Origin of the sequence: Aeromonas sp. CA23 (assembly GCF_002587065.1) — a bacterium.
GTDB lineage: Bacteria > Pseudomonadota > Gammaproteobacteria > Enterobacterales > Aeromonadaceae > Aeromonas > Aeromonas bestiarum.
The window spans coordinates 4,558,830-4,574,398 of record NZ_CP023818.1 but is presented as its reverse complement, the minus strand read 5'-3'; the positions used below and the strand labels follow the sequence as shown (position 1 = coordinate 4,574,398).

Sequence of the window (15,569 nt, the reverse complement as noted above, 5' to 3'; positions counted from 1 at the left end):
GGCCGCCGAAATCGCTCTAGTGAGGCACCTATGGAAACTATTGAAAAGATCAAACAGCAGCTGGCTGACAATCCCATCATCCTTTACATGAAGGGTTCCCCCAAGCTACCCAGCTGCGGTTTCTCTGCCCAGGCCTCCCAGGCTCTGATGTCCTGTGGCGAGCCGTTTGCTTACGTCGACATACTGCAAAACCCGGACATCCGTGCCGAGTTGCCGAAGTTTGCCAACTGGCCCACCTTCCCGCAGCTGTGGGTCGAGGGTGAGCTGGTCGGTGGCTGCGATATTCTGATCGAGATGTTCCAGGCCGGCGAGCTGCAAACTCTGATCAAGGAAACGGCCGCCAAGCACAAGCAGGATGACGCTGCCGCCGAATAAGGTCACATCTGCATCATGCAAAAAGGGGAGCCAATGGCTCCCCTTTTTTTATTCCACGACTGGCATCAGGCGATGCGTTCGATCCGTGCCATGTAGAAGCCGTCAAAACCGGTCGCGGACGGGCTGACGGTGTGGTCATCCCGCAGACGGTAGTTGTCGTTGGCAGCCAGGAACTTGTCCACCTGCTGGCGGTTCTCCTGGGGCAGGATGGAGCAGGTTGCATAGACCAGCAGACCGCCGACCTTCACCATCTGGCTGTAGCGCTGCAGTATCTCTTCCTGCAGGGCGACCAGAACAGGCAGACGCTCGGCGGTGTCGCGCCACTTGGCATCCGGGTTGCGCTTGAGCACGCCCAGGCCCGAGCAGGGCACGTCCAGCAGCACGCGATCGGCGGTGCCTTTGAGGCGCTTGACAGTCTTGCTGCTCTCGATGACGCGGGTTTCCACGTTGTGGGCACCGGCGCGGCGGGCGCGCTGCTTGAGGTTTTCCAGCTTCCACTCTTCCACATCCATCGCCAGCAGACGGCCCTTGCCGTTCATCATGGCGGCGATGTGCAGCGTCTTGCCGCCGGCGCCGGCGCAGGCGTCTATGACGCGCATGCCAGGCGTCACTTCCAGCGCGGCAGCCACCAGCTGGGAGCCCGCATCCTGCTGCTCGAAGCAGCCATCGGCAAAGGCCTTGGTGCGGAACAGTGCGGCGTCCGAGGTGACCTGCAGGGCGGTATCCACGCCTTCAACGGGAATAGTGGTGACATGCTCTTTGGCCAGAATGGCCTGCAGCTCTTCACGGGTGCACTTGAGGGTGTTGACCCGCAGGTAACGCTTGGGCATCCAGGCCAGGGCGGCGCGCTCGGCAGGCCAAGCCTCGCCGAGCTGCTCGCTGCCCAGTTTTTCCAGCCAGCTGGGGCAACCGTCCATCAGCACGGGGTTCTTCTTCGCTTCGGTCAGGCGGCGACGAAATGCCTCTTCATTGAAACGATCCAGGGTCGGATGGTTGGGTTGAGCTATCTTGTGAAAAGCGTGCCAGCTGTGCAGCAGAGGCCAGACATTCTTCTCGGCCTGACGTACCTGAATGCCGGTCAGGGCGCAATAGAGGCTGAGGCGACGCAGCAGATCGCCAGTGACCAGAGCAATCCTTGCCTGTTCTTGCGGTTTGAGTTCGATGCCGGAGAAGTGACGGGCATAGGCGCGGTCCAGAGTGAGACCCTGGCCCAGCACATCGTCAACAATGGCAACGATCAGGTCCCCGAAACGGGGCAACAGTGGGGATTTGAGCATGAGATTAACCTTGGTCAGATAAAGACGAACTGTCGTCATGGTGACGCAGCTCTAAAACTGATAAATCCGCGCAATGATAGGGGCTAGACAGGGTTGGTGCAACACTCCCCATTCGGGGAATATACAGACGATGGCGCTGGACTAATCAGACCAGCAGGAAAATGATGCCGGTTGCAGTTCAGGTGAGTGCATTTAAAAGGACTAAAAAGATGCAGTTAATGAAATATTCTCCCTTGGCGCTGGTCGTGGCCAGCCTGATGAGCTCGGGTGGCCTCGCGGCCAAGGAGTGGAACACGGTGGCGGCGCGCGCCACGGCGGCGGACGGCTATGAAGTGCGGGCCAACCAGTTCCGGGTGGCCAAGGTGCCCCTCGATTATTTTGCCGGACTGCAGGCCGGGGCGCGTCAGCTGACCCTGCCACTGCCGGACGGGGGTGAGGTGAGCTTCACCTTGCAGGCCTATGATCTGCTGCCCGCCGATCTCGCCGCCAGGTATCCCGAGATCCTGACCTTCAAGGGCCATAACCCGGCGGCGCCGGTGGAGACGGGTCGTTTCGACCTGGGCCCGCAAGGTTTCCACGCCATGTTCACCCACCAGGGCAAGACGGTGTTCGTCGACCCGCTGCGCAATGCCGAAGGCTATGCCGTCTATTACCAGCAGGATGCCTACAGCCGGCTGGAAGAGGAGGCCGACAAGGTAATCGGGGCCGACGCCAAAGCCCTGGCCCGCAAGGTGCAAGTGGATGGCAACGAGCGCAAGCGCTACGTCATCGCCATCTCGGCGGCCGGGGAGTACACCCAGTTCCACGGGGGCTCCAAGGTGCTGACCATGGGCGCCCTCGCCACCCTGCTCAACCGGGTGAACGAGGTATATCAGCGCGATGTGGGGGCCGAGTTCCAGCTGGCCAGCGGCAATGACGCCATCATCTTTACCGATCCGGCGAGCGATCCGTTCAGCAATGACGACACGGATGTCGATGTCAACGGCGCGGTGCAGGCCAATGCGCAGACCTTGCCCAGCGGGGCGCTGGGACCATTCGACATAGGCCATGTGGTCAACACGGGCGGTGGTGGTCTGGCCGGATTGGGTGTGCTCTGTACGGCCACCAAGTCGGACGGCATGACGGGTTCATCCACCCCGGTGGGGGATGCCTTCTTTATCGACTACGTGGCCCACGAAATCGGCCACCAGTTCGGTGCCGACCATACCTTCAACGGCACCACTGGCAGTTGTGCCGATGGCAACCGTGAGGCGACACAGGCCTGGGAGCCGGGCAGCGGCACTTCCATCATGGCCTATGCCGGTATCTGTGGTGACGAGAACATCCAGCCCCACAGTGACCCCTATTTCCACAGCAAGTCCATCGAGCAGATGCGGGCGCACATGGCAACCGTGCCGACCTGCGGCACCACGCTGCCCCTTGCCAACAATGCTCCCCAGGCGGCTGCCGGGGCCAGCCATATCATTCCCGCCAACACCCCGTTTGTGCTCAAGGGGGCCGGGGCCGATCTGGACACGGATCCCCTGACCTACACCTGGGAGCAGATTGATCTGGGCAACCTGTCCAGCAGCGCCCTCGACATGATCGATGACGGCTCCCGTCCGTTGTTCCGCTTCGTGTCGCCGACCAGCTCGCCGGAGCGGATCCTGCCGAGCCTGCCATCCCTGCTCTCCGGCTCGCTGGCCAAGGGCGAGGCCTGGCCCACCACCAACCGGGATCTCAACTTCCGGCTCACTGTGCGTGACGGCAAGGGCGGCGTCGCCAGCGATGACATGAAGGTGCAAGTAGTCAACACCGGCAGCGCCTTCCGCCTGACCAGCCCCCTTGGCGTTATGGTGACGCCGGGCGCCAGCCAGGCGGTCGGCTGGGATGTGGCGGGCACCAGCGCGGCCCCGATCAACTGCAGCAAGGTAGACCTGTCCGTGACTCAGGATGAGGGCGCAAACTGGGCGACCCTGGCCATCGGCCAGCCCAACAGCGGCTCGGCCACCGTCACCCTGCCGGCCAAGCTCACCAGCAGCGTCAGGTTGAAAGTCGCCTGCAGCGACAACATCTTCTTCGCCATCAGCCCGCTCAAGTTGCCTGTGGTGCAAAGTGGCGGCAACTCGGGCGGTGGTGGTGGCGGTACGCTCGGTTTCTGGACACTGGCGCTGGCCCTGCTCGGCTGGCAACGGAGGCGGGCATGAGAGTCACCGGCTTGCTGCTGCTCACGCTGCTCGGGGGTTGTCAGGCGGATGCCGACACCCTGGAGCAGGCGGTCAGCGCCAGCCTTGCCAGGCAGGATTACCGGCTGATAGTGCGGGCCGGGCGTGGCGAAGTGGCGCCCGGCATTGCGACCGGTGAGCAGGAAGCGGCCAAGGCGCGCTGTGGCGTGCGCTATCTGGAGGGCTTGGGGGATGTCATCAAGCCCGATCAGAAAGAGGCTCAGGCCAGGCTGAGGGCCTATGCGGCCGAATATAACCAGCGCATGCTGGTCCATTGTCCACCGGCCGCCGGCAAGCAATAAGCCCGCAGCCGGGTGTGGGCAGAAAAGGGGAGGCGCAAGCCTCCCTTTCTTTTTGGGGCGCTGGCATTTGGCCGCCCTGAGGCTTGTACCCATGGCGTGCTCGTCGCACAATGCCAGCACGCATGGCCGCATTGGCGGCAAGAGAAAAGGAAAATCAAGATGATGGATGTGGCTGATCTGCGCCGTGAATACACCCGGGGCGGATTGCACCGGGCCGATCTGCCGGCCGACCCCCTGGCGCTGTTCGAGAAGTGGCTGGCCCAGGCCTGCGAGGCCAAGTTGACCGATCCCACTGCCATGGTGGTGGCGACCGTGGATGCCGAGGGGCAACCCTGGCAGCGCACCGTGCTGCTCAAACACTACGATGCCCAGGGTATGGTGTTCTACACCAACATGGGCAGCCGCAAGGCACACCAGCTGGAAGGCAACCCGCGTATCAGTCTGCTCTTCCCCTGGCACACCCTGGATCGCCAGGTGCACGTCACCGGCCGGGTGGAGAAGATGAGCACCTTCGAGGTGATGAAGTACTTCCACAGTCGCCCCAAGGATAGCCAGATAGCTGCCTGGGTTTCCAAGCAGTCGACCCGCATCTCGGCCCGCGGCGTGCTGGAGGCCAAGTTCCTCGAGCTCAAGCAGAAGTTTGCCAATGGTGAAGTGCCGCTGCCGAGCTTCTGGGGCGGCTATCGGGTGGTGATCGACACGGTCGAATTCTGGCAGGGTGGCGAGCACCGGCTGCACGATCGCTTCTACTACAGCCGGGAAGGGGAAGGCTGGCACATAGAGCGGCTGGCGCCCTGATCCCCCGTTTATCCTCTGCAATCCTGTGCTGACAAGGAGTCTGTATGCGTCTGTATGGCGATCTGAGATCCGGCAACTGCTACAAGGGGTGGCTGCTGGCTCGCTGGCTGGCATTGCCTCTCGACTGGGTCTCTGTGGATATCCAGGCCGGTGACACCCAAACCCCGACCTTTCTGGCCATGAATCCCAATGGCAAGATCCCGGTGCTGGAGCTTGCCCCCGGCGATGCCCTGGCGGAATCCAACGCCATCCTCTTCTATCTGGCGCAGGGCTCGGCGCTCTGGCCGGCGGAGCCGCGTCAGCAGGCCGAGGTGCTCAAGTGGCTGTTCTTCGAGCAGTACAGCCACGAGCCCTACATAGCGGTGGCGCGCTTTATCGTCCACTATCTGGGCCGCCCCGAGTCTCAGGAGGCGCGACTCGACGGCCTCAAGGCCGGTGGCGAGCGGGCGCTGGCGGTGATGGAGCAGCAGCTCAAGCGCACCCCTTATCTGTGCGGTGAGGCACCGACCATCGCCGATATCGCCCTCTATGCCTACACCCATGTGGCGGAGGAGGGGATCTTCTCGCTGCAGGGTTGGCCCGCCATCCAGGCCTGGATCGTCCGCATAGAAGCCCATCCTCGCCACCTGAGCCTGCCTGCGGCCTGCCAGGCCAGCTGATGGAGCTGCTGATCGAACGGGCGCTGTGGCAACCCCATTGGGCCCAAGTGCTGCAGGCCTGGCAGCGGCAGGGCCATCGCTGGCAACTGTTGCTCAGCAAGGAGGCAGAGTCCCATCTGGCAGAGGAGGAGGATCTCTGGTCCACCTGCCGACCCGACGGCCTCCTCTCGGCGACGTCGCTGCTGGCAGCCTGGCTCGACGGCGATTTGATCGCGGATGTTCAGGCGGACCCCAGCCGCCAGATCCTCATCAGCGCCTCTGCCTCTCTGCTGACCCTGGCCAAGGAGAGCGGTCTGCTCACCCTGGGCCCGCTCGGGGCCGATCTGGTGCTGACCGCGGACGACGACATGGGCGCCGTGCTCAACCGCCTGCTCGCCCGCCGTTTGACCGTGTCCCTGCTGCGCGAGCCCGCTGCTGCGTCCTCCTCGTCTGCGCTGGTGCTGCGGCCGCTGCTGGCCGACGACGAGGCCGCAGTGGTGCGCTACTGCGGCGACGAGGCGCTCTCCCGTTATACCCTCAACATTCCCCACCCCTACCCGTCGGAGGGGGCCCGTGACTGGCTCGTCGGCAGCTGGCGCAAGGCGGCACTGGGGCTGGGCTGGAGCTGGGCCATGACACTGCCACAGGGAGATGAGGTGGCCCCGCTGGTCGGGGTGATCTCGCTGCACTGGAACGGCGAGCTGGCCTGGTGGGTCGGTGTCCCCTGGCAGAACCAGGGGCTGGCCACCCGGGCGGCGCAGCGGGTCAAGTCCTTTGCATTCGACACCTTGCAACTGCCGGCGCTGACCGCGCGCCACATGCCGGGCAACCTCGCCTCCGGCCGGGTGATGGCCAAGCTCGGCATGCACTATCGCGGGCTGCGCGGCCGAACCGCTCAGCAGCCTTGCGAGGTGAGTTATTGGCGACTGGACAGGGCCATCAGCCTGCCCGAGCCAGTGACCCGGCAACTGGCGCCCTGGCTGGCGGACGAGCGGGTGGCCGTGGCTATCCTGCAGGGTGCCGATGCACAGACAGGGTTGGACCATGGCCGCCCGTGGCAGCTCACCCTGTTTCTGGATGAGCAGGGCTATGATCCCGACTCGCCGGGGATCGCCTCTGATGATGGGGCCCGGTTCGATGTCATCTGCTATCCGCTCAGTGAGCTGGATCTGGCCGAACCCGAGCGGTTGCCTCTGCTGGGTGGTGTGCTGCTCAAGGACAGGGATGAGCAGGGGCTTGCCTGCCTGCTGCAACTGGCCAGCCTGCGGCGTCAGGGGCCCGTCCTGCTCACCCGCGCGCAGCGACAGCAGCGGCTCGGCTGGATTGGCAAGATGGCGCGACGCACCGGCCTGCCCGCGACCGGGGCCAGTGCCGGGGACGCGGTGGCAGGGCGCTATCGCCAGCTCTGGCTGCTGGTGGAGCTGCCTGCCCTCATCGATGAGCTGGCCGGGCATTGGCATCAGGGGCCCGAGCTGGCGTTGGCACGGCTTGAGCGAGAGGATGCCGGGCTGTTTGCGGCCTACCGCGAGGCCATTGACACCCTGACGCCGGCGGCCTTGCTGGGGTTGCTGCGGCAACTTGCGGCTCGTTTTCCTGAGTCCACCCTCCCATTTCTGGACAAAGGTGCTCAGGCTGACCGGCACTTTGTGGAATAATGCCCGCTCTGCTGTACGAGGAGTAACGCTGTATGCTGAGAACCGAGCGCCCCGGCGACATGTTGCCGGTCTATGAACTGGTGAGCGCCGCCTTTGGCCGTTCCGATGAGGCCGAACTGGTCAACCGCCTGCGCGAGTGTGGCGCCGCCGTGGTGACCATGGTCGAAGAGGAAGAGTACGAGTTCATGGGGCACCTGATGCTGAGCCCGATCACCATTAACGGCCTGGAAGGGCCCTGGCTCGGTCTGGCGCCGGTGGCCGTGCATCCGGATTGGCAGGGGCAGGGCATTGGCTCGGATCTGGTGCGTGAGGGGCTGGATACGGCGCTGGAGATGGACTGGAAGGCGGTGGTGGTGCTCGGCGACCCGACCTATTACGGCCGCTTCGGTTTTCGTCCCGCCAGCGAGTTCGGCCTGCACTGCATCTACGAGGTGCCCGCCGACTGCTTTCTGGCGATGGAGCTGCAGGAAGGGGGTCTGGCCGGCATGGCCGGCGAGGTGCTCTACCACCCGCTGTTTGACGAGCTTCCCGAAGAACAATGAGCAAAGCAACGGCAGCCCTTTGGCTGCCGTTTTGTTATCTGAATGAGCAGCAAGCGCTTTGCCTTTCCCCCTCGAATAGCCGATGAGTCGCTGTTCTCCCCCGCTCCATCATCCTGGGCAGTATCCGCGACCATGCAACGCATCTTGGCCCCGTGTCGGGATATACGGAGCAAGTCGCCATATCCCTGAATATGACGGTGCTGACTCGCTGTCTGATTGCACGTCGTTGCATTTTTCCGGACGTGTTTCGTTGCAATATCTTGTTACAATTTTGCTCTCAGCAAGATCTGTTTTTGTCTAACGGGTAACACTTTCTGGTTTGACCTCATTATTGATGTTTGACTCAAATGAGGATGTAAAGGTAGGTTGTTGAATATATAAACAAGAAGGCCTGGTGCGATTGCCATGGCTTTAATTATTCATACCTGCCCTTGTCTTATATATATTAGTAGCGTTGCTGTCATATGCGTATCAATCATTCTGATGCGGTAACCTATTTTATTTTCTCACCGGAAAACAACAACCATATGCTCGGTCATGATGATATGGCCTGCCCGGCTATTGTCTGAAGATATCGATCAATCTGGAAAAACCATTGAGCACTGATAGGGATATATTATATGAAAAAACTTTCAGAAATAATCCATCGTGAAGTTTCACAGGGTCGTCGCGATTTCCTCACTTTCTCTTCCATGTCATTGCTTGGCTTGGCGGCGAGCAGCGTTTTTCCTGCCCCGGTGAAGGCCGCCATTTCTATCCTGAATAGTGGCACTTTCGCTGAACTGGATGCGATCGACTTTTACGTGATGGCGTCTAACCAGCCCGCCGTTGATTCAAATCGGGTCAACTTTGTACAAGAAACCGATGAGGCTCAATATCTTGCCCAGGTGATGTTTCAAGAGTTGATGAAATTCGAATTCCAGTATCAGAACAGCACATTAAGTGCAGACTTGGGCGCTGGCATGAAGCCTAATAATAATGTGCTGACAATGAGTGATGGCATCAACTCGGTCAATGCTATTTTCAACAGCAATCGACGCTATTTTACCGATAATATGGTTGAATATGTGAGTGGCTTGTTGCAGCACTCATATAGCAAACAAAAAGATGTCACAGTAGCTGACCGGAAGCTGTATAACTCTTGGGATATGGTGAAGGTAAATGCGAATATTAAGCAAGCAGAAAAGGGGGCGCAATTTAAAGAGATTATCGATCAGCTATACTCTGTCGCCACCCATTATTGTCAAAGTGGAAAGTTAACCGCCTACAAAGCAGGGGGCGAAAACTGGGCTCGTCAACTTATCGGGCACTACTCCAAGAATGAGGTGTTAGACGAACTTATCAGTTCTTTTAAAGTTCAGGAGTATGTGGGGTCAGGCTCATCGTTTGAAAAGGCGATGTGGAAAGTATATAACACCATCAATAAAACAAGAGCGCTCAATATCTCATCCGGTAGTCACATCTCCAGTGATGAGCTGAAAAAATTTGAACGCACCATGGCGGGTTCTGTTTACAGCGGGTTTGCCATGAACATGAGCTGGGGTCACCAAAGCGAGAAATACACAGTCTTGGCCAACAGGAGAAATTTCGATGATGTGGTGACCTTGTTGAGAAATGAAAGCGGTACTCAGCGCACCTTCTGGAACAATTTCTTCAACCAAAATAGCCCGGATAGCTTCTGGAATGAACTGAATAATATGAGCTTGAGAACGAGCACCTTGCAGGATGGGAATGCCCGGCAGCGTATTCTTCAAAGATACCCTGCTCTGGCAGGGGCGACGGGCAGTATGGCTCCCACAGCCTTCTCCGGTGTGGCTCCCGCTGCCTTCTCCATAGATTCATTCCTTTCCGTGTTTACCTTGTTGCTGGGGGTGGGCAACTTTACCTGGTTGACGGCGACCGAGCGGGAGGAATGGAGCAACCCTGTTCCTTTGATGGAGTTGGGGGCGGCCCTTTTTGATGTGACATTGAATCTGATCCAGCTCGGTCGCTTCCTTGATAAAGTGACCATGTTTATTTATGGCAATGGTGAAGGCATCATAAATAGCATAGCCATTAATATGGGGAAATTCAGTCAATTCTTGAGCAACCTTACAGCCAAAGGCCAGCATCTCACGAATGTGCTAGAGCGGCAGATAGCCAGCAAGATGTTTCTCGCCACTCAAAATATCGCTCGGGTTATCAATATATGTTTTATTGGATTGGCGGCGCTGGGGGCGGCCTTGGCCGCGTATAACCTATATCAGGCTGTCGAGGGCGGGGATGTTGGGGATATTATATTTGCTGCAATAAATATGTTGGTCGCCACTGTGGCGTTGGGCATCGCCATTGCCTCTTTTATGGGGTTTGCCATTGCCGGCCCCTTGGGTATTATTATTGCGGTGATAGGCATAGTGGTGGCCATCGCCCAGTGGATATACTCGTTACTCAAGAAAGAAGAGATCAAACCTACCCCAATCACGAGATATACCAACGAATATATTAAACCACGAGGGCTTGAGTATGAAGACCTTGGTGCATATATTTGCCGGGTATCCAGTTACTGGAAGCGTACTCTGGTATGCGCATTCGATGCAAGGACCATGAATACCGATTGGGATTACGTCCCAAGTATCGCTGATCATGATAACCCGATTTATACTCAGCCAGGGGCATTGGTAACCTCCCCAAGAAATGGCAAGATTTATAACTTTGCCAATATTCAGAAGCCAGGCTACGGAAATATATCGAATTTCTTCACAGCGGGAGCCACAACACCAATCAGTAACTGGCGGCCGGGGAGTGATTTGCAGACCTGCTGGCATGCCGTTGAGAGTCAGGCAAGCAATAATAATCGCGCTGCAATATTCGTGGTGCTGGGCAACGGCTCAAGTTTTTCACGCGCCTTCTTGACCTCTCACTTGGAAGATGCCCCTACAAGTAGCAATGAGCTGACGAGTCAATTAAATCTGGAGTGGCAAGAATATCCGCTGGATGTGGTTGCCATCAATGGCCTTGATGAGACCATGTTCCTTATCTTTACTACCCGACATATCTATCAGGTGAAGGGTGGTGTGGCGCGCAGGATAATATCTGACTTTGTCGGTCAGCGCGATACACCGATAACCTATGGTCTGAATGCACTGGCACTCGGTACCAACGTGAATTTGATCTATCGGTTAAATGGTCTGCAGGCTCCCGAGACCCGCTACCATTATCTGCTGACCCGGGATGACAATGGTGATTATACCAGTATGAAATTACTGCGGACCATCAATAATCCCCTGTCCTCAGACTCGCCGATTGTTGGCAGGTTGTTCAAGAAAACCAACGATCTGGTTTCGCGGATGGACTTTATGTATCACGATGGCAAAAGTGGTTATGCCCGCTATGGCGCAATTATGAATAAGACTGGCGATGCCTCATTGTCATTGCACAATGGGGTTGAGTTTCAGGTGCCGGATAATGGATTCAGATCCTTCTACAAGAATGCATTTATTCCTAAATAACGCAGCCAGTACCCTCTCAATCCCTGGGCCATGAAGGGCCCGTATTGAGCGTGACAGTGGCCGCAAATAAGCTGCGCCCTTATCGGCAAAACTCAAAAGCCCTCAGCGAGGGCTTTTTTAGGTTATCCCACGCTCTGCACTGGATCTTGCTCAGGCGCTGGTATCGAGCAGGTTACCCTTGCGATCCTCGGCACCCGTCATGCCCTCCAGCTGTTTTCCAAGCGGGCTCTGCCGGTATTGCAGGTAGTCGATGCGCACCTGCTGGCGCTGGTAGCGATTATCCATCCGATAGATGTCGGTGGCGTTGGGGGCGGTTGTTTCACTGCTCTCCTGCCCGCTTGCTTGCAGGTAACGCTCCACCACGGCTTTATCCTGCTGGTGGGCGGTATAGGAGACTGCCATGGTTCTGCGGGCGCTTGCCTTCTCCTCGCTCTGCGCCTGCACCTCATCCTTCTTGTCCAGTGCCTGGTTGCGGGCCTGATTGATCTGCTCCGGCGTTACGTCGGGGTAGGAGGGATACTTGCTGTAATCGGGCAGCGGCATGGGCCGGGAGCTGATCTGCATGGTGACGCTTCTCTTCTGAACAGGAACGGACGCATGATACTGGTCCGGTTTCGCTCAAGAAAGCACCATCTGTTTGTTCGTCAAGAGTGGGTTCAGCTTCGCGAATCGATTGTTAATTGCACTGCTAGGGGTAACAAAAAAGGCGCCATCAAGGCGCCTCTGTCGTTTCTGTCAGCCAGCCAAATCAGCTGAAGAACCAGTAACCACGGTTGACCAGACGGGTCAGCAGTTGCAGGAAACCGGCCTGATCGGTAAGCGTAACCATGTCGGCCTGAGTGATGATGTCCTTGTCACACAGCAGAGAGATGGCGGCTGCATCTTCGCTTGCCAGGGTCCAGGCTTCGCCGTCGATATAGCACTGCTGACTGTCGCCGCTGAACCAGACGGTGCGCAGGCCTGGCACCTTGATGGCGGGTTCGCCCTGGGTCAGCAGGTCGGCCACTTCCTCGGCGCTGTAGTCAGGCTCGACCGGATTGACGTCCAGATCGTGCTTGGCCTCGGAGATCATGGTGCCGAACCACTCCTTGAACAGGGTCTCGTCATCGAGGGCCTGCTGCATCAGCTCGCGCAGACGGTGCATCTCGTGGGGCAGGATCTCGCCGTGGCGGGCGCGGGGCTTGAGATCCCCATCGCCGTAACGCTCGGTGCGCACCTCGTTGTCGATCAGGTGATCGGCAAAGGAGGAGATGAGCGCCTTGGCATCCGGCGCCCGGAAGCCCACGGAGAAGTTCATGGAAGGCTCGATGGCGTAGCCTTCGTGGGGGAATCCAGGCGGAATGTAGAGGATGTCGCCCGGCTCCATGATGACGTCGATGATCGCCTCGAACGGTTCGCAGTGCAGCAGCGCAGCGTGGGCGGCAAACTCGTTGAGAGGCTTGGCATCGCCGACGCGCCAGTGACGCTTGCCCAGGCCCTGGGTGATGAACACATCGTAGTTGTCGATGTGGGGACCTACACCCGCATGAGGGGTGGAGAAGCTCACCATCACATCGTCAAAGCGCCAGCCCGGGATGAACTGGAACGGCAGTGCCAGCTCGTTGACCTCCGGGGCCCAGTGGTTGCAGGCCTGCACCAGAATGGTCCAGTTCTCCTCCCCCAGGTGATCGTAAGATTCGAAGGGGCCGTGGGCCGCTTCCCACTTGTTGTCGAAGCGGGTCACCAGACGGGACTCGATAACCTCTTCCATGGCCAGACCCGCCAGCTCGTCCGGGCTGATGGGATCCTGAAAATTCTTGAAGCCGCCCTTGATAAGGAGCGGGCGCTTCTGCCAGTAATGCTCGAGGAAGTGAGCGATATCCAGATTGAGTTCGTACATAGGTCTTCTCGTCAAAGGGTTCGACAAAGGTCAAGAGAGGTCTTGCCAGAGGCGGCTGCCGGCCTCGGGCAAGCCCTCTTGCAAACTGTGTATAGGGTGTCACATAAAATAACCGGGGCCCTGTTGCAGATCATGCACAGGGCCCCGGTAGTGTCATTTATCCGCTTATTTCAGCAGATCAACCAGACGCTGAGCCTGACCGATATAGTTGGCCGGGGTCAGTTTCTTCAGCTCGACCTTGACCGCTTCCGGCAGTTCGAGGGTGTCGATGAAGGTACGCATGCCTTCGGCATCGACGCGGCGGCCACGGGTCAGCTCTTTGAGCTTCTCGTAGGGCTTCTCGATGCCGTAGCGGCGCATGACTGTCTGGATCGGCTCGGCCAGCACTTCCCAGTTGGCATCCAGATCGGCGGCCATGGCACCGGCGTTGGCTTCCAGCTTGGAGATGCCCTTCAGGGTCGCCTGATAGGCAATCAGGGAGTAACCGACCGCCACACCCAGGTTGCGCAGCACGGTCGAATCGGTGAGATCTCGCTGCCAGCGGGAGATGGGCAGCTTGGAGGCCAGGTGCTGGAACACGGCGTTGGCCAGACCCAGGTTGCCTTCTGAGTTCTCGAAGTCGATTGGGTTGACCTTGTGCGGCATGGTGGAGGAGCCGATTTCGCCCGCCACTGTGCGCTGCTTGAAGTGACCCAGCGAGATGTAGCCCCACACGTCCCGATCGAAGTCGATCAGGATGGTGTTGAAGCGGGCCATGGCGTCGAACAGCTCGGCAATGTAGTCGTGCGGCTCGATCTGGGTGGTGTAGGGGTTCCAGTTCAGGCCGAGCGAAGTGACAAACTCCTCGGAGAACTGGTGCCAGTCTACTTCCGGATAGGCACTGACGTGGGCGTTGTAGTTGCCGACCGCACCGTTGATCTTGCCGAGGATCTCCACCGCCATGATCTGCTTGAACTGGCGCTCCAGGCGATAGGCGACGTTGGCCATCTCCTTGCCCATGGTGCTCGGGGTGGCCGGCTGGCCGTGGGTGCGCGACAGCAGCGGCATGTCACGGTACTCATGGGCCAGACGCTTGAGCTCGCTGATGAGCTTCTCGCAGTAAGGCTTGATGACCTCGTCACGGGCGGTTTTCAGCATCAGACCGTGGGAGTTGTTGTTGATGTCTTCCGAGGTGCAGGCGAAGTGGATGAACTCGCTGACGGCCGCCAGCTCGGGGTTCACTTCGACTTTCTCTTTGAGGAAGTACTCCACCGCTTTCACATCATGGTTGGTGGTGCGCTCTATCTGTTTGATGCGGGCGGCGTCACTCTCGTTGAAGTTGAGGACTATGCCGTCGAGCAGGGCGTTGGCGGCCGCGCTCAGGGCAGGGACTTCCGGGATCCCGGCGTGGCTGGCCAGTTTCTGCAACCAGCGCACCTCAACTTCGACGCGAAAACGCAGCAGGCCGAATTCGGAGAAGATAGGGCGCAGGGCATCGGCCTTGTCGCCATAACGACCGTCAATCGGGGAAACAGCAGTCAGCGCGGACAGCTCCATGGGGTGAACTCCTGATGTTTGGTGTGGGGGATTCTCATCAACTCGCGCGCCTGTTGCGAGGCCGTTATCAAGGCTCATGTGCTGCTCGCTTGTTGGTAACCGAGAGTGCTCATTTATCGACATAAACTCCGGTACCTGCGCTGCGCTTCACCTTGCTTCCGGCCTCTCACGACGGAGCCCGAGCCGATTCTTAAAAACGTTTGGCCAATTCCACCATCTTCTTGCGAGCGAAGATGATCTGGGTGCGGCTGCCGCCGAGCTGGCGCCACAGCACGCAGGCACGTATGCCCGCCAGCAGCAGGGCGCGCACCTTGTGCTGCACCAGCGGCTGCTGCAGGAACAGCGGGGTACCCGCCACCTGGATCCTGGGGCCAATCGGGCTGATAAGATCGCTGTAGATGCTCGCCATGTTGGCCAGGATCTGCTCGTCGAGCAGATCGAAATGCTGTTGCTGGCGGCCGATCTGACCGATCCGCTCCCCCAGCATGTTGAGTATGTCCTTGCGCTTGGCCAGCTTGCGCTCCAGCGCGATCAGGCTGACCACGTAACGGGTCAGCTCGGCGTTCTTCTGGCTGCCGTCGGCGCCCAACTGTTCGACCAGGGCGCGATAGCCATCACGAATGGCCAGGTGGTTGCCGAACACCTCCAGCGGCTGCTTGGGGTCGGTCACCAGCACGCTTTGCAGGCTCTCGCGCAGCGAGGCCTCGTCGCAGCTGCCGTCGCGGGCCACCTTCTGTACCAGATAGGCTGCCTGGCAGATGCCGGCAAAGGCCATGGTTCTGTCTTGGAATTTGTCGCTCACGTTCGCGGCCTTCTGTTAATTATTCAAAACACATTCAAGCCCGCTGGCCGAATGCGGTCTGCAAAGGGCCGCG

At 59.1% G+C, this 15,569-nt stretch carries 13 protein-coding genes; 8 read left to right on the top strand and 5 right to left on the bottom strand.

Translation table 11 applies throughout. The features are described from left to right. The first annotated feature begins 30 nt into the window (after positions 1–30). The gene (locus tag CK910_RS21050) at positions 31–375 is read left to right on the top strand and encodes a Grx4 family monothiol glutaredoxin (protein ID WP_043134716.1); all 345 of its coding nucleotides are present in this window, start codon (positions 31–33) and stop codon (positions 373–375) included. Between the two features lie 65 nt (positions 376–440). On the opposite strand, the gene CK910_RS21045 is transcribed toward CK910_RS21050, so the two are convergent. Then, entirely contained in the window at positions 441–1,652 is a 1,212-nt protein-coding gene (locus CK910_RS21045; protein ID WP_098984593.1) for an RsmB/NOP family class I SAM-dependent RNA methyltransferase, read from the bottom strand. 209 nt (positions 1,653–1,861) lie between these two features. On the opposite strand from CK910_RS21045, the gene CK910_RS21040 reads away from it, so the two are divergent. The 7 genes from CK910_RS21040 to CK910_RS21010 all read left to right on the top strand — a co-directional run bounded on the left by CK910_RS21040 (position 1,862) and on the right by CK910_RS21010 (position 11,279). Then, positions 1,862–3,838, top strand: a complete 1,977-nt coding sequence (locus tag CK910_RS21040; RefSeq protein ID WP_172955384.1) for a reprolysin-like metallopeptidase — start codon at positions 1,862–1,864, stop codon at positions 3,836–3,838. Next, the gene (locus CK910_RS21035; protein ID WP_098984591.1) at positions 3,835–4,158 is read left to right on the top strand and encodes a hypothetical protein; all 324 of its coding nucleotides are present in this window, start codon (positions 3,835–3,837) and stop codon (positions 4,156–4,158) included. The genes CK910_RS21040 and CK910_RS21035 overlap by 4 nt, the downstream gene beginning before the upstream one ends. 159 nt (positions 4,159–4,317) lie before the next feature. Further along, positions 4,318–4,956 carry a pyridoxamine 5'-phosphate oxidase gene (gene pdxH, locus CK910_RS21030; RefSeq protein WP_098984590.1) on the top strand — a complete coding sequence of 213 codons (639 nt, stop codon included), beginning with the start codon at positions 4,318–4,320 and terminating at the stop codon, positions 4,954–4,956. Positions 4,957–5,000: 44 nt separating this feature from the next. Further along, positions 5,001–5,615 (top strand): glutathione S-transferase family protein, encoded by a 615-nt coding sequence (locus tag CK910_RS21025; protein WP_098984589.1) that lies wholly within the window; start codon positions 5,001–5,003, stop codon positions 5,613–5,615. After that, positions 5,615–7,249, top strand: coding sequence for a GNAT family N-acetyltransferase (locus CK910_RS21020; RefSeq protein ID WP_098984588.1), 1,635 nt, complete (start codon positions 5,615–5,617; stop codon positions 7,247–7,249). The genes CK910_RS21025 and CK910_RS21020 overlap by 1 nt, the downstream gene beginning before the upstream one ends. A gap of 32 nt (positions 7,250–7,281) precedes the next feature. After that, the gene (locus CK910_RS21015) at positions 7,282–7,791 is read left to right on the top strand and encodes a GNAT family N-acetyltransferase (protein ID WP_016350073.1); all 510 of its coding nucleotides are present in this window, start codon (positions 7,282–7,284) and stop codon (positions 7,789–7,791) included. Between the two features lie 620 nt (positions 7,792–8,411). Continuing rightward, the gene (locus tag CK910_RS21010) at positions 8,412–11,279 is read left to right on the top strand and encodes a hypothetical protein (protein ID WP_098984587.1); all 2,868 of its coding nucleotides are present in this window, start codon (positions 8,412–8,414) and stop codon (positions 11,277–11,279) included. A gap of 150 nt (positions 11,280–11,429) precedes the next feature. On the opposite strand, the gene CK910_RS21005 is transcribed toward CK910_RS21010, so the two are convergent. The 4 genes from CK910_RS21005 to hflD all read right to left on the bottom strand — a co-directional run bounded on the left by CK910_RS21005 (position 11,430) and on the right by hflD (position 15,496). Continuing rightward, positions 11,430–11,843, bottom strand: a complete 414-nt coding sequence (locus CK910_RS21005; RefSeq protein ID WP_098984586.1) for a hypothetical protein — start codon at positions 11,841–11,843, stop codon at positions 11,430–11,432. Between the two features lie 184 nt (positions 11,844–12,027). Further along, positions 12,028–13,158 (bottom strand): ribosomal protein uL16 3-hydroxylase, encoded by a 1,131-nt coding sequence (locus tag CK910_RS21000; RefSeq protein WP_098984585.1) that lies wholly within the window; start codon positions 13,156–13,158, stop codon positions 12,028–12,030. Between the two features lie 165 nt (positions 13,159–13,323). Then, positions 13,324–14,694 carry an adenylosuccinate lyase gene (gene purB / locus CK910_RS20995; RefSeq protein ID WP_042872066.1) on the bottom strand — a complete coding sequence of 457 codons (1,371 nt, stop codon included), beginning with the start codon at positions 14,692–14,694 and terminating at the stop codon, positions 13,324–13,326. A 190-nt stretch (positions 14,695–14,884) separates the two neighbouring features. After that, entirely contained in the window at positions 14,885–15,496 is a 612-nt protein-coding gene (gene hflD / locus CK910_RS20990; protein WP_043134725.1) for a high frequency lysogenization protein HflD, read from the bottom strand. Positions 15,497–15,569 lie beyond the last annotated feature (73 nt).